Below are 24032 nucleotides of genomic sequence, written 5' to 3'. Positions count from 1 at the left end.
ATTTTATGAATTTTTAATGTGATCCCATTTAATGGTATTCTCCAGAATGAGAGCAATTAGAATGCCCATTAAGAGCCCATTTCCAATAATCGGTTGGACAAACCCCGGTAAGGATGAGAAATACGAATCAGGCATTACCATAATGACAACGGCAACGAACACTGGGATTGCGGAGCGATAGACATTCCGGCTGTTGAGCCGGATTTCCTCAAAGAAACCAAAAGACGAGTTAAGCAGTTGCAAGTAAGCAACAAACAGTACAGTGCTCCCTATACTAAGAGGTATGTTCGAGAAAAAATGCGAGACTGGAGGAATGATACCCATCAAAAGAAACAGCGCACTGCCGATGATGAACGGAAGCCGTCTGACGATCCCGGACTGTTCGAGAAAACCAATTGAAGACACGAAAGGTGCGTAGGGGACAAGACCGAATAGTCCGCTCACTGCTGTAAGTCCACCCGAAATGGTCAAACTACGATTATATTGTTTTTTGCTCGTTTCTTCGTCATATAAATCTTTAGACTCTGTACCTTTTAAAGCTCCGAATGTATTTGCCAGATTCATAAGGCCAGTAATAACGGCCATCACAATAATCCCGATATTCCAAGCAGGTTTTCCTAAATGGAATAACTCAAATTGAAATGAAGCATCAGATTTCACCGTATGCTCTGGCCCAAATAGGAGTGCATAAGCAACCCAGCCTACTACTATTCCACTAAGCAAAGTGTATTTACTCACTTTTTTCGGGGCTTTAATGTTAATGACAATCATAATGGCAGCAACCACGAACGTGAGCGATGCAACAGATAGTTGAATTTTTGCATCATCTGGTGGATTCCCCATTGGAATGCCTAGCATCCCTTCGAGGAAGATTTTAATAAGTTGAAATCCGAACAGTAGCATGAAGACACCCATAACCGCCGGGTTAAACAGCTTAGCAAGTGCGGGGCCCCATCCGAACAGCCCGACCGCGATAGTCATCACAGCAGAAATCAGGACACCGACAGTAAGACTGCCTCCTAATTCACTCATAGAAATTCCTTGTGAACTTGCGAGACTCACAGTGGAGAGAATCATCCCCCACCACAGTCCTGATTGACCTTCAAGGATTGCGCGTTTGTGACCTAAAAACGCCTGCAGTAAACAGGCAATTCCTGTCACTATGAAAGACAGCTGGAGCGTAGAAATAATACTGTCTTGATGAAGATTGAACGCTTTTCCTACAGTTATCGGGATAATGACAATGTTGGCGAAAATGAAGAAAAACCATTCCAGACCGGCAATCCAGTCGGATGGACTCTTCAACTCATCCGCTTCCTTCTTAATATCCATAATGTAATTCCTCCATTTTCAGAGTTGTGCATGTTATTCGAATTTCCCTTATAAAATTGGTTTAAACTAGTAAAGATCGGTTTACCTAGTAATAGAAAGTTGGTGAATGGAACACAAAAAAAGAGCACTTCTCGAAGGAAGTACTCTTTTGAAAGGATTGTTATTTAGTTTTGCTTAATGCCACAGCAATCTTAGCTCCTACGACTGCGTTGTGTTTCACGAGAGCAATGTTAGCTACTAGGCTCTTGCCATCTGTGAGATCTTTCACTTTACCGAGCATGAATGGTGTAACGTCTTTCCCTTTAATTCCTTTTTCTTTTGCTTCAGCAAGGGCTTGATCGATGATTCCATTGATCATTTCAGGGTCGAGTTCGTCTGCTTCAGGAATCGGATTGGCAATCACAGCTCCACCTGCAAGTCCAAGATGCCATTTAACAGCAAGTGTTTCAGCAACAACTTCTGGATTGTCTGCACGGAAGTTCACAGGGAATCCACTCTTGCGCGTATAGAATGCAGGTAGTTCATCAGTTTCATATCCGATGACTGGAACGCCTTTTGTTTCTAGGTATTCCATAGAAAGACCAATATCGAGAATCGATTTTGCACCTGCACAAACGACAGCGACATCTGTTTTTGCCAGCTCTTCCAAGTCTGCAGAGATATCCATAGTTGTTTCAGCGCCACGGTGTACGCCACCAATTCCACCTGTTACGAACATGCGGATTTCAGCGAGGTCTGCACAAATCATCGTCGCTGCAACTGTAGTCGCACCAAGTTGCTTAGTTGCTAGCAAGTATCCGATATCACGACGGGAAACTTTTGCTACGTTATCGCTTTTACCGAACATTTCAAGCTCATCATAAGACAATCCGATTTTAATTTGCCCGTCGATCAATGCAATTGTTGCAGGAACTGCACCGTTGTCACGGATGATTTGTTCTACTGCACGAGCAGTTTCCACGTTTTGTGGATACGGCATGCCGTGAGAGATGATAGTCGATTCAAGTGCCACGATTGGTTGTCCAGCGGCTTTTGCGTTTAAGACTTCTTCTGAGTAGACGATATAGGATTTCATTTGTATTCCTCCAGTTCATTTTCTAGTCCATTGGCGGTCAGTTCAGGTCTGACCGTATAGGTGGATGCTAATGTTTTTGCTGCGTTCACAAGGCCATAGGAAATCGCGTCATTGAGTGTACGTTCCATTACTGCGGCATGAAGTACTCCCGACACGAATGCATCGCCAGCTCCCGTTACGTCTTCTACAGAGACTCCAGGTATCGCGGCATGATGATGGATCGTCCGCGTTGTGCGGTCTCCTGCCATAATCCCTTTTTTCCCGCTAGTAATGATGGCATGTTCTGCTCCTAAGTCAAGGAGTGCGGAAACGGCTGATTTCCAGTCATCATCATTTTGAATCGTGATGCCCGTTAAGGTTTCGGCTTCATCCTCATTGCAGATGAACCACGTTAATCCCTCGAGTGTGTCTGGCAAGTGCGCCATTTTGGGGCCAGAAACCGGGATGATTGCAAGAGGAACTTGATGACGGATTGCTGCTACCCGAATTGCTTCTGCCGTTTCTTTTGCTACATTAAGATCTATAACAATCATCCTTGCGCGAGCTAAGTGTCGTTCGAGAGAAGCAATGTAGTCGGCGTTTAGTGATTCATACACATCCATCACTGCCATCGCAATTACGAGCTCGCCGTGTTTGTCTAACACCGCAGAATATGAGCCAGTCGAAGCATCGGGTAATAACCGTACCGATGTCAAGTCCATATAGGGAGATGAATGCGTTGCAATCAAGTCCCAGTCTGCGTCTTTGCCAGCTGTAGTTATCAATCGAACAGGATGGTCAAGCCGACCAAGGTTTTCAGCAATGTTGCGAGCGACACCGCCAATTGTAACTGACATTTCGGCAGGGTTTGACGTACCAGACGCTACCGACCCGGTGACATGAAACTTACGGTCGACGTTTGCACCACCGATACAAATGATTTCATCTTCCGGAGCTAACACATATGCTCTACCTGTGATATATCCACGTTTCGTCAGTGCGGATATCAAGTTAGCGACAGCGGGGCGGGAAAGTCCAAGACCCTCTGCGAGCTCTTGCTGGGAACAGTATGGATTTTGTCGGATTAAAGAAATCAGTTGCTGTTCTTTTTCGTTCACCATAAACACCTCCCGTTCGTAGTGCATATTTCAAACTTATGTTTATATAATAAACAAAAGTTTTGATGGATGCAAGACAAACAATCAACCTGTAAGGGATGACTCTTTTCGACAAAAAGCGTACACTCAAAAGCAGACAGGTTCATGCTGTCAGGATGCCAGCACGTATTAAAAGAGGAGGGTTTTTAATGGCAAACCACCATACTGGAACAGAACTGCAATGGAATACACCAGAATCATTACGAGCTTTGTTGTGCGAGCTTGTGAATTGGGAAAGTCGGACCACCACAGAAGGAGAAAAAGCTTTCCCACATAGACTCGCTGAAAAGTTGAAAAGTGTCCCTTATTTCGAAGCACATCCCGAACAGTTGGAGTTGCATGATGCAGGTCTTGGCCGTAATTCAGTCACTGCGTTGTATAAAAATCATGAAGCGCAAGATACTATTGTGCTTATCAGCCACTTTGACACAGTTTGGACAGAAGAATATGGTGCACTAGAGCCATTCGCGTTCCATCCTGAAGAGCTAACCGTAAAATTACATGAATATACAGAAGAACTTCCTGAAGAAGCTTTGGCTGATTTGGAATCAGGGGAGTATTTGTTTGGGCGGGGAACGATGGATATGAAGATGGGGCTCGCATTACATATGTCCTTAATCGAAAAGGCAGCATCGGAACAATGGCCGTTAAACTTAGTGTTACTCGCTGTCCCTGATGAAGAAGTGAGTTCTGCGGGTATGCGTACGGCAGTAAAGTCGCTCGTTCGGATAAAACAGGAACATGATTTAACGTATACGCTGTTTTTAAATGGCGAACCCGTTTTCTCTCAAGAACCGGGTGACCCAAGAGAATACATTTACTCGGGAACCATCGGTAAAATTATGCCGGCCGCATTGTTTTATGGCAAAGAAACGCATGTTGGGGAACCGTTAAAAGGAATTACCTCGACATTTATGGCTTCTTTCTTAACACAACGTATGGAGTGGAATAATATATTTGAAGAAACCGATCATGGGGAAACCACACCGCTACCAGTAACATTGCAGCAAAAAGATCTAAAAGCGCATTATTCTGTGCAAACGCCATATCGCTCCACTGCCCTGTATAACGTGTTCACTATGAGACGGACTGCAGCGGAAGTGATGGAACTATTCGAAGGCATCGCTAAAGATTCTGTTCAGGCATGTGAAACGACGTACAGTGAGATCTGTGAGCGCGAAGGGGTTCCTAAAGTTGGGGAAATCAAGCTACTCAAGTTTGAAGAGTTGATGGATTACGCTAACAATAAATTGGGCGAAGCTGAAGTAAAGAGAATTATTACGGAAGTTTCAGGTGACTGGGAACTCGACGATCGCGACAAATCATTTAAAATCGTTGATATCCTCATGATTGAGTGTCAAGAGTTAGCACCGGCAACGGTTCTGCTTTTTGCTCCGCCGTACTATCCGGCAGTGAATACTTCAGACGACGCACTCGTTCAGGAGCTTGTCACACTCATGCAAGACAAAGCAAGCTCACTTGGTACAGAAGTGTCACAAATTCACTACTTTAATGGAATTAGTGATTTGAGCTATGTCCATTATGAAGATGAAGGGACAGGCTGGAAATCGTTTGAGCGGAATACTCCGGTATGGGGCTCAACCTATTGGATGCCATTTGAAGAAATGAAGGCACTTGACGCACCTGTTTTAAATGTCGGTCCATTCGGTAAGGATGCTCACCAACGTACAGAGAGGCTACATATCGAAAGTGCTTTCGTTCGTCTCCCTCAAATGCTGGAGACGCTTGCCAAGCACTTTTGTGGAAAGTAACGAATAGCTTTGGGATAGTGAAGCGACGTTTAGTTAACAATAGACATGAAAAGGTAGAAGGAGAGTGAAAGAAATGGCTAATTTCTTTAAAAAGATGGCTCAATCGTTAAAAGGGGACAATTCAGCTGAAGTGCAACAGACGCCTGCAGCACAAACGTCCGTAGAAAAGGGGATTGGTGAAGATTCTTTTGTCATGCCAATGGATGGAACTGTTATTCCATTGTCTGAAGTGCCGGATCCCGTATTTGCACAGGAAATGATGGGGCCAGGATTTGCGATTGATCCAACGGGAGGTACCGTTTGCTCGCCTATAGATGGAAAGGTAGTCAGCGTGTTCCCGACTAAACATGCGATTGGACTGGAATCGTCATCCGGTGTTGAAATCTTGATTCACGTGGGATTAGATACGGTGAAGTTAAATGGTGAAGGTTTTGAGCTGTTGGTGGAGAACGAGCAGCTAATCAGTCGCGGAGATGCGCTATTAAAAATTGATGTCGCCCATATTAAAGCCAACGCGCCATCAGCTGTAACACCTGTTATTTTCACAAACACCGAAAAAGAGAAGATCCATTTGTTGAAAGAGGGGAAACAAACTCAAGGCACAAGTGGTATCGTACGTGTAGATGCTTAAAATGAAGCAGTAAAGTAAAACAAAAAAGTGATTGCAGATCCCTCTGCAATCACTTTTTTTGGCATACTTTTAAACTTTTAAACATAAATTCGTAAAAACGCTTACATTCTTTCTAGTTTTTTGGTTTAATTGGTATAGACAACTAGACCGGTAAACCGGTATAGTGAATAGTAAGATAACTAAAAAGGAGTGAGAAGAAGATGATGAACTTTATTCAGCGCATCGGTAAATCTTTAATGTTTCCGATTGCGACCTTGCCGGCAGCTGCATTGCTTTTGCGACTTGGGCAAGATGACTTGTTTGACCTTCCATTCATAGCTGCCGCAGGTGCAGGAATCATTGATAACCTGGCAATCATATTTGCTATCGGAATTGCGATGGGCTTGGCACATGATAACAGTGGAGGCTCTGCTTTAGCAGGTGCAGTAGGATATTTGGTGCTCACGAATTCCATGAGTGTTGTCCTTGGCGATGATTTTACAATGGGCGTATTTGGAGGAATTATTTCAGGTATTGTGGCAGGACTTCTCTATAACCGCTTTTATAATATTAAACTTCCTGATTTTCTTGCCTTCTTTGGAGGTAAACGTTTTGTGCCTATTGTCACCTCGGCAACAATGACCATACTTGCAGGAATATTGATTTTCGCATGGCCACCTGTGCAAAACGTTATTGACAGTATTGGTAACTGGGTACTTAATGCAGGTGCACTTGGTGTAGGAACTTACGGATTCTTGAACCGTCTACTAATTCCTACGGGTCTTCACCACGTTATTAACACGGTGGTTTGGTTCGACTTCGGAACGTTCACGGATGCTAGTGGTACGGTAGTGAAAGGTGAAATCAACCGTTTCCTTAAGGGAGATCCAACTGCAGGACCATTCTTGTCTGGTTTCTTCCCGATTATGATGTTTGGTCTACCAGCAGCTTGTCTTGCGATGTATGCGGCAGCTAAAAAGGAAAAGAAAGCAATTGTCGGCGGTATGTTATTCAGTATCGCGTTCACTTCTTTCCTTACAGGTATTACAGAGCCAATCGAATTTGCGTTCATGTTCCTTTCACCAGTTCTTTACGTAATGCACGCATTGCTAACTGGAGCGTCCATGATCGTATCGTATATGTTTGACGTCCATCACGGATTTGGATTCTCAGCAGGTGCGATTGACTATGTCTTGAATTATGGATTGGCACAAAATCCATTGACTCTCTTAGTCATCGGGCTCGTGTTCGGGGTCATTTACTTTGTCGTGTTCTACTTCCTGATTGTGAAACTCGACTTGAAAACACCAGGTCGTGAAGACGATGATGATATGGTAGAAGATACAGCAGTCTACAGTGATGACATCGTTGAAGTGAAGGCGTATCATACAATTGAAGCACTCGGTGGTATTGATAATATTCAAGCCATTGATTACTGTACAACTCGCTTACGCTTAACTGTTAAAGATTCAGATGTTGTTGATGAAAAAGAATTGAAGCGTTATGGCGCAATGGGCTACATGAAAATTAGTAAAACAAACGTTCAAGTTGTCATCGGAACAGCTGTTGAATTCTTAGGTGAAGCGATGAAGCGTCGTATCAAGAACGGTAACCCGGCTCCAAAGACTGAAGAGTCCATGGAACTGGACACGCAACCGCACACTGTGAAAGTATTACCAGCATCTGATTTCCATATGCCAATCGACGGTGACGTCATTGACTTGTCAGAAGTTCCGGATGAAGTATTTGCAAAAGAGATGATGGGACCGGGTTTCGGAATTATGCCGAAAGGGAAAACGATTCATTCACCAATTGACGGTAAAGTCGTTAGCGTATTCCCAACGAATCATGCAATCGGACTTGAAACAGACACAGGCGTGGAAGTACTTATTCACGTAGGTCTAGATACAGTGAAGTTAAACGGAAAAGGCTTTGAATTGCTTGTAGAAAATGGTCAGCTCATTCAACGAGGAGATGCATTGTTGAATATTGACCTGGACTATATCAAAGCAAATGCACCATCCGTTGTGACACCGGTTATTTTTACAAACGTGGAAAAAACCAACTTGCACATCTTGAAAAAAGGGTTCCAACGTAGAGGAACTGATTCAATCGTTAAGGTTGATGAATAATAACTGATTACGCCGGCGGGAGAGACAACAGTCACTCTTCCGGCGTGTTTTCTTAAGGAGTGGACAACAATGACACAGACAATTTTACTGACAAATGGAACCGTTGTGACACCTGATGGAATACTCGAGAAAGGTGAACTGTTCATAGAAGATGGCGTGATTCGAGAAGTTGGTACTTCCATACAGCGTGTAGCCGATCAACAGATTGATGCTCATGGCGGATACGTATTACCAGGTTTCATCGACATGCACATCCATGGAGCAGCTGGAGCAGACGTGATGGACGCGACGGAAGAAGCACTACAAACAATGGCAGATGTTCTTCCGAAAGAAGGAACTACATCATTTCTAGCGACCTCTATGACGCAAGCGCCTGAAGCGATTGAAACAGCTCTGAAAAATGCGGCGGCATTCACTACGAAAGCTGGACAAGCTCAAATGCTAGGCGTTCACTTGGAAGGACCCTTTGTATCGCAGAAACGTGCTGGTGCACAGCCTCTTGAATACATTTGTCCTCCTGACGCAGAACAGTTTGATGCGTGGCAGCAAGCGGCTCAAGGTAAAATTCGCATGGTCACACTCGCACCAGAAGTGCCGAACGGGTTGGCATTCATCCGAAAACTTGCAGCTGAAGGAATTGTAGCTTCCATGGGCCATACGGATGCGACAATCGCTCAGATGGAAGAGGCTGCACAAGCAGGTGCTGTTCAAGCCACTCATTTATACAACCAGATGTCACCGTTCCATCATCGCGAGCCTGGTGCCATTGGCGGGGCACTACTTATAGATGAACTATGCGCAGAAGTGATTCCGGACTTCATCCACAGCCATCCAAAAGCAGTTGAACTAGCCTATCGGGTCAAGGGAGTGGACAGACTCATTCTCATCACGGATGCAATGCGTGCCAAGGGACTCGAACCGGGCGAATATGAGCTTGGTGGACAGCCAGTCCATGTATCAGAAACAGATGCACGTCTCTCGGATGGGACACTAGCGGGAAGTATTTTGACGATGGAACATGCCGTCAAAAATGTCGTCCGTACATTAGGAATTAGTCCTCTTGATGTTGCGAAGATTACGTCTGGGAACGCAGCTCGTCAACTGGGTCTGACGAAAAAGGGGAGTCTGGTGGTTGGAAAGGATGCCGATGTCGTCATTCTAGACAAAGAGTGGACGGTTAAGCATACGATTTGTGGTGGTGTAGTTGGGTATGAAAATAATGAGGAGTAAAAACTCGACTGGCGGTGGCGATCATGCTAGATAAGCAATCAGCCATCCCGATCTATGTTCAGATTGAAGATTTTTTGAAAGAACAAATTGCTCAAGGCGTGTACCCCGTAAAATCCCTTATTCCGTCGGAGCGAGAATTAACGGACATGTTTGGTGTAAGCCGTATGACAGTTCGACAGTCGTTGACCAATTTAGTGAAAGACGGGTTGCTATACCGAGAAAAAGGCCGTGGTACGTTTGTTGCAGAAGAAAAGATGGAACAGCCACTAAACGGATTAACAAGCTTCACAGAGGACATGAAAGAAAGAGGATTCATACCGGGAACGAAGCTGATCAGCTTTAGCCAAGTCCATCCAGACCCTCAACTGTCTAATCGACTTGGGATTTCTTCAGACGCGCTCGTGCATAAAGTGGTCCGAATCCGATATGCTGACGATACACCAATGGCAATAGAACGATCGTATTTGCCCGTGGAATTGTTTCCGACGCTCTCGGAAGAAGCGCTAGAAGGCTCCTTATACGCGTTCATTGAAAAACAGGAGAAACTTGTAATCGGGCAAGCAACGCAACGGATGGAAGCGGCTCTTGCAAAAACTGAAGATGCCGGATACTTGCATATTTCACTTCCCGCTGCAGTTGTGCTCATCGAACGTGTTAGTACACTTGACGATGGTCGCATTTTTGAAGTCGTTCGCAGCACGTATCGGGCAGACCGATATAAATTTATTAGTGAAATTGGGAGGTGACTGTCATGAATTCCTACTTCAGCGAAATTACCAAACTTTTAACAGAAGCAGGGCGTGAAGCAAAAGAGTCAGTGGATCGAGCTGCTACAATACTGGCTGATCGAATTGCAAAAGGTGGAATCATTCATCTCTTCGGGTCTGGGCATTCCCAATTGCTTGCACAGGAAGGTTTTTTCCGGGCTGGAAGTCTTGCCTGTGTCCAACCCATTTCCGTTGGACCGCTCATGTTGCATGAAGGTGCGCTGCTTTCATCCGAAAACGAGAAAGATCCCGACTTCAGCAAAACCTTTCTAACAAGCCTCGACATTCGACCAGAAGATGTCGTCATCATCATTTCGAATTCAGGGCGGAACCCAGTGCCAATTGATGTGGCGCAATATGCGAATTTGCAAGGCTCTTATACGGTTTCAATTCAGTCTTTATTGTATACTGAAAAAGAACAACCTTCTCGACATTCTTCGGGTAAACGACTGGAAGCATCAGTATCAACAGTGCTGAATACGAAAGTCCCACCAGGCGACGGAATCATGAACATCGATGGGATCCAATGCGGTCCTGCGTCGTCAGTAATTGGGAACGCCTTACTTCATGGTTTGTTCTGTGAGGTTGTCGTGCGAATGAGAGAGAATGGTATGGAGCCGCCTGTTTTTAAAAGCGGTAATATAGAGGGCAACGAAACACATAACCATGCACTCGTCGCCCACTACAGCGACCGCATCAAGTTTTGACTATAAAGGAGAGAGTTAGTTATGGAAAAGAAAACGTACAAAATTACAAGTAGCGAAGGGTTGCACGCACGACCGTGCTCCATGCTCGTATCAGCCGTAACACCATTCAAGTCGGAAGTAACAATTACGTACAATGAGCGAACTGCTAACTTGAAATCCATTATGGGTGTCATGGGCATGGGAATTGAATCCGGTGCGCAAGTTGAAATTACAGCAGACGGCGCTGATGAGTCAGAGGCGATCGCAAAAGTGGATGAAATTATGAAAAAAGAAAGTATCGGCGAGTGAAACAAACTATTACAGGTATCGGTGTATCTGACGGAATAGCGATCGCCAAAGCATATCGTTTGGAAACGCCAGACCTTACAGTCGAAAAACTAACTATCGAGCAGCCTGAACTGGAAATTGCCCGATTTGAAGCTGCTAAAGCTGAAGCGGCACTTGAACTAGAAGCAATCCGAGAAAAAGCCGCTGAAAACTTTGGAGAGGACAAAGCGGCAATTTTTAGCGCACACTTACTCGTATTGAACGATCCTGAGCTTGAGAGTAGCGTTAAAGGGAGCATTGAACAAGGCATTAACGCAGAGTTTGCCTTGCAACAAGCTGCGGATACCTTTACAGCAATGTTCGAAGCAATGGACAACGAATACATGAGAGAACGTGCTGCAGACGTTCGCGACGTGACGAAGCGCCTCTTGGCTAAACTGTTAGGTGTTCATGTATCCGATCCGTCTACCATCGATGAAGAAGTAATTATTATCGCAGATGATTTAACACCTTCTGCAACGGCCCAATTAAATAAGCAATTCGTCAAAGGATTCGTAACTGATATTGGAGGGCGTACATCGCACTCAGCAATCCTCGGTAGAATGCTGGAGATTCCAGCGGTTGTCGGAACGAAAACTGCTATGGCGTCAATTGAACAGGGAACTTCTCTAATTGTCGATGGTACAGACGGAACGGTGTTACTGGAGCCGACGGATGAGGACACGAGAGCTTATGAAACGAAGAAAGTGGCGTTCGAGCAAGATAAGGAATTGTTGAAGCGCTTTGTTTCTGAATCGACTGTTACTCGTGACGGACATCACGTGGAAGTGGGCGCAAATATTGCGTCAACTGAAGACTTGCCATTAGCGGATAAAAACGGAGCGGAAGGTGTTGGATTGTTCCGTACAGAGTTCCTATATATGGGGAAAAGTGATTTCCCAACTGAAGAGGAACAGTACGATGCTTACAAAACTGTTCTGACTTCCATGGGAGAACGCCCAACGGTTGTCCGCACACTAGATATTGGCGGCGACAAGGAGTTAAGTTATTTCAGCACGCCTGAAGAGATGAACCCATTCCTTGGAGTGCGCGCCATTCGTCTTTGTTTTGAACATCCAGAAATGTTCCGTACTCAGTTACGTGCATTGTTACGCGCGAGCGTTCACGGCAACTTGAAAATCATGTTCCCAATGATTGCAACGCTGGAGGAATTCCGTCGTGCAAAAGGCATGTTACTAGAAGAACAAGAGAAACTACAGGCTGATGGCATCGAAGTCAGCGATACGTATGAGGTAGGGATGATGCTTGAAATCCCTGCAGCTGCAGTCATCGCAGATTTGTTTGCAAAAGAAGTCGACTTCTTCTCCATCGGTACGAATGATCTGATTCAATATACGATGGCGGCAGATCGCATGAACGAAACGGTTTCGTATTTGTATCAGCCGAATCATCCATCTGTGTTGCGTCTCATTCACAACGTGATTCAAGCCGCTCACAAAGAAGGCAAGTGGGTAGGCATGTGCGGTGAAGTGGCGGGTGATCCATTGTCCATTCCTATTCTACTCGGTATGGGGCTTGATGAGTTCTCAATGAGCCCATCTAGCATTTTGAAAGCACGTGCACAATTTGCAAATCTTTCTAAAACAGAATGGGAAGGGTATATCCCGGAAATTCTGCAGATGGAAACGTCAGAAAAAATTATTGAATTTGTACGAGCACATAGCTAAAAAAGAAAAGCGGAACCGAATTGACGGTTCCGCTTTTACTTATTTTTTGTCTTCAAATTGAATTTTTTGACCATCAGGCATTGTGAGTTCAATATCAAATTTAACGTAATCGTCTTTCAAATTGAACGCGTCCAATGCTTGCTGAATGGCTTGTTCTTTTGATGTAGTTTCTGTAATCTCTAGCTTTTCTAATTTCGGGTAAATTTCATCGAACGCTTCCCGACCGTGCAAATTGGAATTGGAAAGCTCATCCTCAACAGTCGATTCCACCGTGCCGTTGTCTTGTTCGATTTCGATTTCATATTCTTTGTCTTTTCCATAATCGACTTCCAATTCAAATTCGTCGTAAGTTAGCTTGTCCATTTTCTCTTTCATGTAGTCCTGATCGCTGTCTGACGCTGTTGAGTCATTGGTCGTCGAGGAATCATTTGTGCCTGAAGAAGTGTTCGACTCATCAGTAACGGTTCCAGAATCAGTTGTCGTATCTTCCGTACTGGTTGTGTCCTTTTCTGTGTTTGTGTCATTGGTTCCACATGCGCCTAGAAGTAGGGCTGTCGCAAGAACGCTTCCTGCAATAGATGCTGATTTTCTCATGATGAAGGCCTCCTATAATTTCTGCATTACTTCTAGTATTCCCTGCGTAATGAATTACAAACGAGTTCTGAATGAGTTATAATTGTTTAAATTATATAAATTAGGTAAGAAAGGAATGATTTGAATGACTACTTCAGTCGACCAACTTTTTTGGGAATTAACTAATTTTTTGGAACAGGAGCAAGTGACGCAAAACGTGACAGTTCGCGACTTACATAGCAAAGACGAATCTTACCATACACCAAGCCTTCCAGATCTTGTGGTGTTCCCTAGATCTACTGAAGAGGTGAGCCGAATTATGAAAGCAGCAGGGAATTTAAACGTCCCTGTAATTCCATTTGGCGTTGGCTCCAGTCTGGAAGGGCATGTAATTCCTTATGAACATGGAATTACAATCGATTTCACTGAGATGAATCAAATACTCGAAGTGAATCCTTCAGACATGCTCGTGACTGTGCAACCTGGAGTGACTCGTTCTATATTGAACAAAGAGTTAAAAAAACATGGGTTATTCTTCTCTGTCGACCCAGGAGCAGATGCCACACTCGGTGGTATGGCGGCGACAAACGCAAGTGGTACGACATCCGTGAAATACGGCGTCATGCGTGATCAGGTGAGAGATCTCGAAGTGGTTTTAGCGGATGGAACTGTGATTCACACAGGGAGCAAAGCAGCGAAGTCGTCATCAGGCTATCATTTGAATGGATTATTTGTCGGTTCAGAAGGAACTCTCGGGTGTTTTACTGAATTGACACTCCGTGTGTTTGGGATTCCGGAAGTGACAACTGCAGCACGCGCAACATTCAATTCCATTACAAATGCCATTGAAGCAGTTCCTGCAATTTTGCAAGCGGGCATTCCCATTGCACGTGTAGAACTGGTGGATACGGAGTCCATCCGACAAGTGAATGCGTATAGTGAAACAGACTACGTAGAACTGCCGACCCTCTTTTTAGAGTTCCATGGAAACGAAGCCGGTCTTGCGCAGGATGTAGCCTTTACAGAAGAAATTGTTGTAGATTTTGGCTGCAAAGAGATTTTGTTCGAAACGGAAACGGCAAGTCGCAATCGTCTATGGGAAGCACGACACAATGCAGCATATGCCTATACACATGGATTCCCAGGCAAACAGATGATGCTGACGGATGTATGTGTACCGATTTCCAAACTAGCAGAGGCTGTGGTCTTTGCACGCGAAGAACTCGACAGAACAGGGCTCGAAGGCGGAATCGTCGGACACGTCGGAGATGGCAATTTCCACGTGCTGTTAATGATCGACCATGAAAATCTTGAAGAACTCAAAACCGCAGATGAATACAATGAAACCATCGTCCGTCGTGCGCTCGCATGTGGTGGAACGTGTACGGGAGAGCATGGTGTCGGTGTTGGAAAACAGAAATACCAACGAGATGAGCATGGTGCTGCGTATGACGTCATGTTGAAAATCAAGCAAGTGCTCGACCCCGAGAATTTATTGAACCCAGGGAAATTAATCAAGTGATTTAAGTGGAAGGGCTTTTGCAAAGCCCTTTTTTACATGAAGTGAAACAGCATGATGACGAGGAGATCTGAATGTGCTCATAAACCTCGGAAAGTGATTATAAACCAGGGAATCCGCTCATAAACTCAGAAAAGTGATCATAAACCAGGAGAAACGCTCATAAACACAGAAAAGTGATCATAAACCAGGGAATCCGCTCATAAACACAGAAAAGTGCTCATAAACCTCGAAAAAAGCTCATAAACTAAAAATAATGATCATAAAATTTATATTCCGCTCATAAGTCCTCCTTGCACCATTATATAACCTCAAAATCCAAAGAGTTTCTACTAATAACGAATTTCCATCCTTCAACAAGCGTAGCGCTACCGATTAATCCCTAAATGGACTAGAATTGTGTCCCGTTAACGACAAGGATGCGTCGGAAAAATCACGAGCTGTGACGGACGACCTCGAAAAACAAATCTACACCACAATAGTAGAAAGTTTTTTCCTTAGCACTCCCGAAACAACGTTAACTCGCGATTATTGAGCAACAGCTCTAAAAAGACATTTAGCGCCTTTGTCTGGTACTGCGAACTGGTTACAATCGAAAATTGGCGGACAAATGGTAAGTCTTTTACGGGTAATTGTACTAAATCACCATAACGGATTTCTTTTTGTACAGCCCACTCTGACAACAAACTAATTCCTAGCCCGGCTTCAACAGCTTCCTTAATGGGCTGGGTACTACTGAACAGCATCGTACGTACAGGAGTTAAGGCATGTCTTTCAAACACAGTTTCTACAGCCTCACGTGTACCGGAACCCTCTTCTCGGATGATCCACGTCTGTTCTCTCAACTCTTTCCATTCGACTTCATATGATTTTAACGAAAGTGGATGGTCTGCTGACGCTACAAGAATCATCCGATCTTCTGCGAAAGCTTGTGTTGTCAGTTGGCGATTTTCTTTGAACCGACCTTCAACGATGCCTACATCAAGTTGCCGACTCATGATGAGGTCTGCAATTTCTGCAGTATTGCCAATTGTCACATCTGGTTGGATGCGTGGATAATTCTCGAGCAATCGAGCCAATATATGAGGAAGCACGTATTCACCGAATGTATAACTGGCACCAATCGAGAGCTGTCCGCTAGCTTCATGTGACAAGTCATTAACCAGATGGTGCATGCGACCATATAATCCAACAATTTCTTTGGCGTGGTGATATACGATTTCACCAGCTTTTGTCAGTCGGACATACTTGTTAGTCCTTTCCAGCAACCGCACATTCATCGTTTCTTCCAAAGAGCGAATGTACTGACTTACCGCGGGTTGTGTCATATGAAGTTCCTCAGCTGCACGTGAAAAGCTTTTCTTTTCAGCGACCTTCACAAAGACGTTTAAACCTTGGTCCACTTACTCATCCCTTTCTCACATATGGATTTACTTATGATATCTATTATATATTGTTATTTTCCTTATGGATACTACAAGCGTATACTAAATGACAGGAGGTGTTCAACATGAATTCATCATCAAAAGTGCCTTCACCCAAAAAGCTATCGAAGCCAGCTGCTTACATCGGTGGAGTTGCATTTACATTTTTTATTGCATTTTTAGGCTATTTACTAGCGAAGCTACCAGGTTTTGACCATATTGGACAACTAGCTTCTGCCATTATCATTGCAGTCGCATTTCGCCAGTTTTTTGGCTATCCTGAAGCGATTCGGTCAGGCATTGCCTTTTCGTCTAAACGCTTATTGCGGACAGCGATCATTTTGTACGGTCTTAAACTAAACATCGATACCGTACTTAGCGATGGTCTTGGCTTACTGGCACGTGACGTTGGCGTTATCATCTTTGCCATCTTCATGACACTATGGCTAGCTAAAATGTTTAAGGCGGATAAAAACATTTCACTCTTATTAGGTGTTGGAACGGGAGTTTGTGGAGCGGCAGCGATAGCAGCAATTGCACCTATTGTGAAAGCTAAGGACGAAGATACTGCAATTGGTGTAGGAATTATAGCGTTGATGGGAACGGTCTTCGCCATCGGATATACCGTATTACGTCCATTTTTACCCCTCGATGCAATTCAATACGGCATGTGGTCTGGAATTAGCTTGCATGAAGTTGCCCACGTTGCGCTAGCTGGAGCTCCTGCAGGTGAAGAGGGTCTTGCCATCGCACTGCTTGCAAAGCTCGGTCGCGTGTTCTTGCTTGTTCCGTTATGCTTCATCTTCATCGCCATTATGAAACGTAAAAGTAAGGGAACAGACGAATCGGATGCAAAAATCGAGTTTCCATGGTTCCTGGTCGGTTTCATCATTTTAAGTGTTTTAGGAAGTTATGTATTCGGGCCAATCATTCCAGTATCTGATGGTGTCTATGAATTCATTTCCGTATTAACAACTTGGCTCTTAACGGCAGCAATGGTCGGCCTTGGATTGAACGTAAGCTTACGCGATTTGCGCTCGCGAGCACTTCGCCCGCTTGCAGCAATGACCGTTACTTCAATCTTACTGTCAGTCATTGCGTACTTCATCGTTTGACCATTCGATTTTACATAAAAGCCACGTAAAAAGGATTTCCCTTTTTACGTGGCTTTTTATGTTTTAGTCGATTAAGCCCTCTTCTTTCAAAAAGTCGACAGCAACGGTTTCATATTCCTCTTTGTCAATATCGACACGTGCGTTTAATTCTTGCATTCGTTCATCGTTGATTCGTCCAGATAGCATATTTAGAACTTCTTCCAACTCCGGATGTTTGTCCAGCACATCTTGACGGATGAGTGGAGCTGCATAATAAGGAGGGAATAGGTTTTTATCATCTTCCAGCACTTTTAAGTTGAAAGCGGGGATGCGTCCATCTGTACCGAAAGCATCGATGACATCGACATCTCCGTTCTTAATGGCACTATACATGATCCCCGTATCCATTGTTTTTGCGTCTTTAAATGAGAAGCCGTAAAGTTCTTGGAAGCCAGGGTATCCATCTTTTCTTTCTTGGAACTCCGGTTCTGTACCCAGCACCATGGAGTCGGCAGTCCGCGCCAAGTCAGACATTTTTTCAAGTCCGTATTTATCTGCATCTTCCTGACGCACAGTTAGTGTATAAGTGTTATTAAAACCGATCGGATCCAACCAGACGAGGTCGTATTTTTCTTTGAATACTTTTTTTACATAATTATACGCTTCGTCTGGATCCTTAATAGCATCTTCTTTCAAGTAGTTCATTAACCCTGTTCCTGTATATTCTACATAGACATCATAACTACCTTGCTGGAGCCCTTCAAAAGCGAGGGTGGATCCGCCGAGGAATGATTCATATTTTACATCCAAGTCTGTTTTCTCTTCAATCAAGTGACCAAGTACATACACCATAATCTCTTGCTCGGTGAAGTTTTTACCGGTAATCGTTATAGTATCTTTACTGTTACCTGTGAATGAGGTAATGGCAAACACTAGGACAACGGCTGCTACAACAGCAATCGCACCTCGTGTTATATTCTTTTTCGTTTTGCGGGAAAGTTTACCTGGTTGCGCCATGCCTTCTACCTTTTTCAAGATGAAGTCGAGCACGATAGCTAGCAAAGCAGATGGAATTGCGCCTGCCAGGATCAGTCCGGAATTGTAAGTTTGGAGACCTCGGAAAATGAGATCCCCTAATCCGCCAGCCCCTATTAAACCGGCAATAGTAGCGACCCCAACGATTAAAACGGTTGCAGTTCGTACACCCGCCATGATGACACCTAACGAAAGCGGTAATTCAACCATCGTAAGGACCTGTCGGCTGGTCATTCCCATACCTATACCCGCTTCAACTGTAGCACGGTCAACCCCGCGAATACCGATGTAGGTATTGCGCAAAATTGGCAGCAAGCCATAAATGGTGAGCGCAATAATTGCAGGTACTTTTCCTGTTCCCATAAATGGAACAAGGAACACAAGCAAGGCCAGGCTTGGGATTGTCTGTAGAACAGAAGCAACCCCGATAATTGGCTCAGCTATTTTTGTGTTGCGTGTCAAAAGGATTCCTAGAGGAACAGAAATGAGGATTGCAATCCCGATAGAAATTAAAGAGAGAGTTGCGTGTTCAAGAAATAGGCTCCAAATAGTGGGCCATCGATTTGTAAAGACATCTACTGTATCATTCCATATTTCGTTAATAGTAAAGACCTCCTGTCAAAATATATCCTGTTTTTGCCTTTAGAGTAGTTCGTCAACGACATACTCGACGAGACTCGATCGACTGACGAGACCTAGTAGCTTTTCATCGCGATTGACAACAGGGACAAACCAATAGCCTGATTCGTTTAGCTTCTTAAAAATTTCTGCGACGGGTTCATCGTTATAGAATTTAGCGTGATCTGTTTTTTTGATGTCGTTTACCGTAAGCGTTTCGTCATTGAAATGCTTTTGTACATCCCAAATAGATGCCACACCAAGATAATGTTCGTTTTCGTCAACGACAATCAAGGTGTCGACTCGTTTTTTATGCATTGTTTTCAGTGCTTCTGCAAGACCTCTTTTATAAAGAGTGGAGATGGGTTTGATAAGAAGAGATTCGAGTGAGGGAAGTACAACTGCCTCGTTTAAGCGTTCTTCTCCGATGAAATTACGTACAAATTCATTAGCTGGACGACGTAAAATTGCCTCAGGAGAGTCGACTTGTACAATTTCTCCATCTTTCATAATACAGACACGATCCGCAATTTTAAGGGCTTCATCCATATCATGTGTTACGAATACAATCGTCTTTTTCACATCACGCTGAAGTTTGACTAATTCATCTTGGAGCTGTTCACGGCTTATGGGATCTAGCGCACTGAACGGCTCATCCATTAAAATAATTTGCGGTTCTGCGGCCATAGCTCGAATCACACCGATTCGCTGTTGCTGTCCTCCGCTTAGTTCTTGAGGATACCGATCTGCGTATGTAACTGGATCCAATCCAACCATAGTCATCAGTTCGTCCACTTTATGGTGATAGTCTTTTTCCTCCATCTTTTTTAGTTGGGGGACGAGCCCGACATTTTCCCGGATCGTCATATGTGGCAACAAACCGATATGTTGAATCACATATCCGATACTTCTGCGTAGCTCTACGGGATTGACAGACGAAACACTTTTTTCATCAATCTTGATATCTCCGCCTGTAGGCTCAATTAACCGATTAATCATTTTCATCGTAGTCGTTTTCCCACTACCACTTGGCCCAATTAATACAAATAATTCCCCTTCATGAATATCAAAGGTTAAATTTTTTAGTGCTTCAAATCCATCTGGATATTTTTTAGACACGTTTTTAAATGTTATCAAGCGTCTTCCTCCTTTATCTTTTTTCTGGATTTCCCCATTAACAACCCTAGACGAACTATGCTGAAATTACAAAAATACTTCCTGTTACCTAGTAAAAATGGTTACTTGCTAGCGCGTGTAAAAAAAGCGACTAAATCTCTAAAGACTAGACTAGACGCTACATTCTACCAGACTTGAAAATGGAAAAGAGAAGAAATACAAACATTAAAAATGCGACAATTGCACCGATCTCAATAACAGGAAGGTTAAGTAACATATTATTTTCACCCGCTATAGCAGAACCAATGATCAGTCCGGTCATTAGAATACTGAAAGCAAGAAGAATGACACTGAATGCGAGTCGATTGCTAATGATATCCATTCTTCGAAGAATGAAATTGGTCTGTCGCAAATTGATATCCAGTTTCAACTTCCCTTTTTTTGCAGCTGTACTAATATCTTTGAAATCTCGCGGGATATTTACGAGAATCTCTGCATTTTCACTCATTCTCTCCCAAGCAGATTTAAGTAGGGAACTTGGACTGTAATACTCCTTGATAAGTTTCTTTCCAAAGGGTTCTACGCCATCCATGATGCTCATATCGGGATCTAGTTTTGAAATCAGTCCTTCAAGTGTTAATATCGTTTTGCCTAAAACGGTAATTTCGCTCGGAATTTTAATTTGATGACGATAGGCAACCCCAAACAAGTCCATGAAGATGTCTCCCAAACTCATATTTTGTAAAGGAACGTCATAATACTTCGTTTTCAGCATGCCTAAATCTTTTTGCAGGCTTTTGACATCTGTTTCGTCTTGTAATATCCCCATCGCATCCAATACTTTGATGATGCCCTTTGTATTGCCGCGTTCCAATTCCATAATTAGCTTTGCGAACTGGAGTTTGAGCTGATCATCCATGACCCCAATCATTCCAAAGTCAATAAAAGAAATAACATTACCAGGCATTACGTATAGATTTCCCGGATGGGGATCGCCATGGAAGAAGCCATGGTCAAGCACTTGACTAAACATAGAATTCACTAGGTTTCTGGCAAGTAGTTTCCGGTCATAGCCTTGTTCATCTAGCAATTCGATGTGATTAGACTTAATTCCCTCGATCATCTCCATCGTCAATACTTTTTTGGAGGTAAGCTCCCAATGTATTTTTGGAATGTACACAGAAGAATCTTTTTTCACTTGTCGAGAGATCCGTTCAGCATTTCTCCCTTCAGTTTCGTAATCGAGCTCACTGAGTAAGGAATCTGCAAACTCATTAATAATGGCACGAATACCATATAACTTTCCCCAATCGGTGTTGTTTTCAATGATGGACGCTATTTCTTTTAGAATGGATAAATCCGTATCCACGGTTTGTCGGATGTCGGGACGTTGAACTTTTACAGCTACTTTCTCACCGTTATATAAGTAGGCAGCGTGGACTTGACCGATTGATGCAGTTGCGAGTGGTTTGTCGTTGAAGGATTCAAATAGTTCATTGAGTGGATTTCCTAGCTCTTTTTCAATGATTTGCTGGACTTCCTCAAACGAAAAGGGCTCGGCGTGGTCTTGGAGTTTTTCAAGTTCTCGTATAATTTCAGTGGGTACCAAATCGCGCCGTGTACTTGCAATCTGACCTAATTTTATGAAGGTAGGACCGAGCTCTTGTAAAGTCCGATTCAATTTTTGCCCGATATTCTGAAGGTTCATATCCAAAGGTTCATTCTTCATCTTTGCTGCAGCTCTACGTTCTGTTATCCCTAGACGAAAGAGTACGTGGCTAAACCCATTTTTCAAAAAAGTATTCACTATTTCCTGAAATCTATACGTTCTTCGGATGGAAATCTTAATCACACCAACGCCTCCATTCAACTACTACCTGTACCCGATATGAAACAAAGTTAAACCGTTATTACAGAAGTAAATCTGTCCTATTAACAGTAGCAACTGTGGTACTGTTAAAATGCTCATGAAGTTTAGCGAATAGGATAACAAACATGAAAAAGGACACAACGCAAAAAAGCGAGGTGTCCTTTTACTGATTAAATTTGTCTTTCAAGACGTTCCATCTGAAGAATGCGGAAACCGGATTTCTCTAATTTCGCACGAAGTGCTTCGACTTCATCATCTGTTTTTTCCCCTTCGAGTGTTAGAACAACACGTCTTACAAGCACGGAACCATTATCGAGGGTAAGCATGCCTTCAATGTTTTCACCGCGAAGTGTACGAGCAAGTTTTTCAATCATTCCACGTGCTTCCGTAGAGGAGATGGTTAAATTCAACCCACCCGTGTTGACCCCAAATGCATCTTGAAACACGCCTTCAATTTTGTTGTGTGTCAGAATACCGACAAGCTTGCCATGATCGGTAACCGAAATGAAAGGAAGTGCTTTGATTTTTAAAAGTGCATCCAAGAATGATGATGTCTCTTCAATAGAATCTTCGTGGTGCTTTATAATCGTATCCAGTGTCGCATCTGCGTTACCATTCTGCTCATACAAATATTCAATCAGATGGATTTTGTAGATCATTCCTTTATAGTTGTCATTCGCATCTACGACAGGAACGGAACGAAAGCCACTTTTTCGAATTTTATCAAGTGCTTCGGTTACAGTATCTTTGTCATTAACAGTAGTTACATAATTTCTAGAAACAAGTAAGTCACGTACGCGCATTCATAATCCCTCCAGTTGTTTTCGATCATTTCAAAATGTTTTGTAAAAACCATTATAAGTGAAACAGAAAGCATAGAGCAAGGTATTTTCAGTCGCGTTGTTCACCTTCTATTGTATAGTACGGACCTGGAAAAGTCTTGCTAATGGCTAAGTTGTCACACGATATCTATTTCTTCCCGTATCCTTTAGATGCAAATCCTCTTTCACAAGTTTGCTTCAGTAGAAAGAACAGGTAAACTAGAGAAAAGAACCGCATGAAAGAGAGGAATCGGTGTGTATTTTTCTTTCAAACATGACAACTGGGAATGGATTGAAGTAGAGGAGAAAACAGACTTGAAGGCAGAACTTTCCCATCAGTCCCATATGAGTAGTAAGTGGCTTGAAACCCTTGAAAAGAACAAACAGGATGTCATCGGTAACTTAACGGCAGTTCCAGATGAGGAGGCACTTTGGGGCCGTCTTACGTACGAACAAAGCATGCATAGTAAAGACGAAAACAAAACCTTTTCATTTTTCCTAACAAAAGATACGTTGTTGACGTCACAGTTAAATCAGGACCTGTTCCCGAAAGAAGCGCGTGAAGAAATGGAATCAAAACTGGAGGGTTCGGAAAATGCAGTTCAGGCATTTATCGTCCTTCTAAATGCGGTTCTGCACAAATTCCTTGAGCAAATTGATCAGTTTGAATATCGACTAAGGGAAATGATTTGGGACATAAAAGAAAATAATAATATGGAGTTGCTAGAACGTATTGCACAAAGCAGACATGAATTGATTATTTGGAATAACCTAGTCATACCATTAGTTGAGGTTCAATTGACGATTGAAGAGACTTTTGAAGAAAAACAACTTGGAACACTTGAGTATAAGAGGCTATGCACTAGAATAAAACGAATCAAGATGCTGATAAGAGAATACAGCCAAGAAGTGGAGGCTCTGACGGACATGGAGAGTCTTGTATCAAATCAGCGTGGAAACGAAATCATAAAAACGCTCACAGTGATCACGACAATCTTTACCCCGGCTGCAGTTTTCGGGGCAATTTGGGGAATGAACTTCAAGTCAATTCCGGAGTTTGAGTGGGCGCACGGGTATGCCTTTGCACTCACCGTCATTCTGTCCTCTACATTCGGTCTTTATTTCTATTTGAAAAAGAAAGGCTGGATGGGAGAAATTTTGAAAACCAAATCGAATCGGTCCATGTTTAAGTGAATGAAAGGGAGGG

20 protein-coding genes are annotated in these 24032 nt (G+C 43.4%); 11 read left to right on the top strand and 9 right to left on the bottom strand.

The window, feature by feature from the left end:
* Positions 1–3 precede the first annotated feature (3 nt).
* From M3197_RS10460 to M3197_RS10450, 3 genes are all read right to left on the bottom strand, one after another.
* Entirely contained in the window at positions 4–1332 is a 1329-nt protein-coding gene (locus M3197_RS10460) for a uracil/xanthine transporter (protein WP_251661337.1), read from the bottom strand.
* 160 nt (positions 1333–1492) lie between these two features.
* Positions 1493–2407, bottom strand: coding sequence for a pseudouridine-5'-phosphate glycosidase (locus M3197_RS10455; RefSeq protein ID WP_251661335.1), 915 nt, complete (start codon positions 2405–2407; stop codon positions 1493–1495).
* Positions 2404–3507 (bottom strand): carbohydrate kinase, encoded by a 1104-nt coding sequence (locus tag M3197_RS10450; protein WP_285851300.1) that lies wholly within the window; start codon positions 3505–3507, stop codon positions 2404–2406. Before M3197_RS10450 ends, M3197_RS10455 begins: the two co-directional genes overlap by 4 nt.
* A 185-nt stretch (positions 3508–3692) precedes the next feature.
* On the opposite strand from M3197_RS10450, the gene M3197_RS10445 reads away from it, so the two are divergent.
* The 8 genes from M3197_RS10445 to ptsP all read left to right on the top strand — a co-directional run bounded on the left by M3197_RS10445 (position 3693) and on the right by ptsP (position 12755).
* The gene (locus M3197_RS10445; protein WP_251661333.1) at positions 3693–5315 is read left to right on the top strand and encodes a M20/M25/M40 family metallo-hydrolase; all 1623 of its coding nucleotides are present in this window, start codon (positions 3693–3695) and stop codon (positions 5313–5315) included.
* A 73-nt stretch (positions 5316–5388) separates the two neighbouring features.
* Positions 5389–5946: a PTS sugar transporter subunit IIA gene (locus M3197_RS10440; protein ID WP_251661331.1), complete on the top strand. Its 558-nt coding sequence runs from the start codon at positions 5389–5391 to the stop codon at positions 5944–5946.
* 200 nt (positions 5947–6146) lie between these two features.
* A complete protein-coding gene (nagE, locus tag M3197_RS10435; RefSeq protein WP_251661330.1) occupies positions 6147–8057 on the top strand; it encodes an N-acetylglucosamine-specific PTS transporter subunit IIBC in 1911 nt (636 codons plus the stop codon).
* Between the two features lie 69 nt (positions 8058–8126).
* Complete coding sequence (gene nagA, locus M3197_RS10430; RefSeq protein ID WP_251661328.1) at positions 8127–9287, top strand: N-acetylglucosamine-6-phosphate deacetylase; 1161 nt, start codon at positions 8127–8129, stop codon at positions 9285–9287.
* 23 nt (positions 9288–9310) lie between these two features.
* The gene (locus M3197_RS10425) at positions 9311–10033 is read left to right on the top strand and encodes a GntR family transcriptional regulator (protein ID WP_251661326.1); all 723 of its coding nucleotides are present in this window, start codon (positions 9311–9313) and stop codon (positions 10031–10033) included.
* A gap of 5 nt (positions 10034–10038) precedes the next feature.
* A complete protein-coding gene (locus M3197_RS10420; RefSeq protein ID WP_251661325.1) occupies positions 10039–10761 on the top strand; it encodes a sugar isomerase domain-containing protein in 723 nt (240 codons plus the stop codon).
* 21 nt (positions 10762–10782) lie between these two features.
* Positions 10783–11049, top strand: a complete 267-nt coding sequence (locus M3197_RS10415) for a phosphocarrier protein HPr (protein WP_251661324.1) — start codon at positions 10783–10785, stop codon at positions 11047–11049.
* Positions 11046–12755: a phosphoenolpyruvate--protein phosphotransferase gene (gene ptsP, locus M3197_RS10410; protein ID WP_251661322.1), complete on the top strand. Its 1710-nt coding sequence runs from the start codon at positions 11046–11048 to the stop codon at positions 12753–12755. Before M3197_RS10415 ends, ptsP begins: the two co-directional genes overlap by 4 nt.
* Positions 12756–12794: 39 nt before the next feature.
* Here ptsP and M3197_RS10405 read toward each other — a convergent pair whose 3' ends face one another.
* Positions 12795–13349, bottom strand: a complete 555-nt coding sequence (locus M3197_RS10405) for a YusW family protein (RefSeq protein ID WP_251661320.1) — start codon at positions 13347–13349, stop codon at positions 12795–12797.
* Between the two features lie 124 nt (positions 13350–13473).
* Here M3197_RS10405 and M3197_RS10400 point away from each other — a divergent pair, with 124 nt between their 5' ends.
* Positions 13474–14850, top strand: coding sequence for an FAD-binding oxidoreductase (locus M3197_RS10400; RefSeq protein WP_251661318.1), 1377 nt, complete (start codon positions 13474–13476; stop codon positions 14848–14850).
* A 494-nt stretch (positions 14851–15344) separates the two neighbouring features.
* Here the strand turns inward: M3197_RS10400 and M3197_RS10395 are convergent, their stop codons facing one another.
* The gene (locus M3197_RS10395) at positions 15345–16250 is read right to left on the bottom strand and encodes a LysR family transcriptional regulator (RefSeq protein ID WP_251661316.1); all 906 of its coding nucleotides are present in this window, start codon (positions 16248–16250) and stop codon (positions 15345–15347) included.
* A 107-nt stretch (positions 16251–16357) separates the two neighbouring features.
* On the opposite strand from M3197_RS10395, the gene M3197_RS10390 reads away from it, so the two are divergent.
* Complete coding sequence (locus tag M3197_RS10390) at positions 16358–17386, top strand: YeiH family protein (RefSeq protein ID WP_251661314.1); 1029 nt, start codon at positions 16358–16360, stop codon at positions 17384–17386.
* 63 nt (positions 17387–17449) lie between these two features.
* Here M3197_RS10390 and M3197_RS17410 read toward each other — a convergent pair whose 3' ends face one another.
* The 4 genes from M3197_RS17410 to M3197_RS10365 form a co-directional block, all read right to left on the bottom strand.
* Entirely contained in the window at positions 17450–18886 is a 1437-nt protein-coding gene (locus M3197_RS17410) for a glycine betaine ABC transporter substrate-binding protein (protein WP_349774124.1), read from the bottom strand.
* A 156-nt stretch (positions 18887–19042) separates the two neighbouring features.
* Positions 19043–20155: an ABC transporter ATP-binding protein gene (locus M3197_RS10375; RefSeq protein WP_251661312.1), complete on the bottom strand. Its 1113-nt coding sequence runs from the start codon at positions 20153–20155 to the stop codon at positions 19043–19045.
* Between the two features lie 157 nt (positions 20156–20312).
* Positions 20313–21986: an ABC1 kinase family protein gene (locus M3197_RS10370; protein WP_251661310.1), complete on the bottom strand. Its 1674-nt coding sequence runs from the start codon at positions 21984–21986 to the stop codon at positions 20313–20315.
* A 188-nt stretch (positions 21987–22174) separates the two neighbouring features.
* Entirely contained in the window at positions 22175–22807 is a 633-nt protein-coding gene (locus M3197_RS10365) for a CBS domain-containing protein (protein ID WP_251661308.1), read from the bottom strand.
* Between the two features lie 273 nt (positions 22808–23080).
* On the opposite strand from M3197_RS10365, the gene M3197_RS10360 reads away from it, so the two are divergent.
* Positions 23081–24019: a magnesium transporter CorA family protein gene (locus M3197_RS10360; protein ID WP_251661306.1), complete on the top strand. Its 939-nt coding sequence runs from the start codon at positions 23081–23083 to the stop codon at positions 24017–24019.
* Positions 24020–24032 lie beyond the last annotated feature (13 nt).

This window comes from Sporosarcina aquimarina (assembly GCF_023715615.1).
Lineage (GTDB): Bacteria > Bacillota > Bacilli > Bacillales_A > Planococcaceae > Sporosarcina > Sporosarcina aquimarina_A.
Note: the sequence above shows the minus strand (reverse complement) of the source record. Positions and strands in the feature narration are given on the sequence as shown.

Excerpts from the sequence above, each read along its gene's own strand:
- nagA (WP_251661328.1), top strand. The coding sequence starts at position 8,127 with ATGACACAGACAATTTTACTGACAAATGGAACCGTTGTGACACCTGAT.
- M3197_RS10390 (WP_251661314.1), top strand. The coding sequence starts at position 16,358 with ATGAATTCATCATCAAAAGTGCCTTCACCCAAAAAGCTATCGAAGCCA.
- M3197_RS10400 (WP_251661318.1), top strand. The coding sequence starts at position 13,474 with ATGACTACTTCAGTCGACCAACTTTTTTGGGAATTAACTAATTTTTTG.
- M3197_RS10455 (WP_251661335.1), bottom strand. The coding sequence starts at position 2,407 with ATGAAATCCTATATCGTCTACTCAGAAGAAGTCTTAAACGCAAAAGCC.
- M3197_RS10425 (WP_251661326.1), top strand. The coding sequence starts at position 9,311 with ATGCTAGATAAGCAATCAGCCATCCCGATCTATGTTCAGATTGAAGAT.
- M3197_RS10420 (WP_251661325.1), top strand. The coding sequence starts at position 10,039 with ATGAATTCCTACTTCAGCGAAATTACCAAACTTTTAACAGAAGCAGGG.
- M3197_RS10415 (WP_251661324.1), top strand. The coding sequence starts at position 10,783 with ATGGAAAAGAAAACGTACAAAATTACAAGTAGCGAAGGGTTGCACGCA.
- M3197_RS10445 (WP_251661333.1), top strand. The coding sequence starts at position 3,693 with ATGGCAAACCACCATACTGGAACAGAACTGCAATGGAATACACCAGAA.
- M3197_RS10440 (WP_251661331.1), top strand. The coding sequence starts at position 5,389 with ATGGCTAATTTCTTTAAAAAGATGGCTCAATCGTTAAAAGGGGACAAT.
- M3197_RS10365 (WP_251661308.1), bottom strand. The coding sequence starts at position 22,807 with ATGCGCGTACGTGACTTACTTGTTTCTAGAAATTATGTAACTACTGTT.
- nagE (WP_251661330.1), top strand. The coding sequence starts at position 6,147 with ATGATGAACTTTATTCAGCGCATCGGTAAATCTTTAATGTTTCCGATT.
- M3197_RS10460 (WP_251661337.1), bottom strand. The coding sequence starts at position 1,332 with ATGGATATTAAGAAGGAAGCGGATGAGTTGAAGAGTCCATCCGACTGG.
- M3197_RS10405 (WP_251661320.1), bottom strand. The coding sequence starts at position 13,349 with ATGAGAAAATCAGCATCTATTGCAGGAAGCGTTCTTGCGACAGCCCTA.
- M3197_RS10450 (WP_285851300.1), bottom strand. The coding sequence starts at position 3,507 with ATGGTGAACGAAAAAGAACAGCAACTGATTTCTTTAATCCGACAAAAT.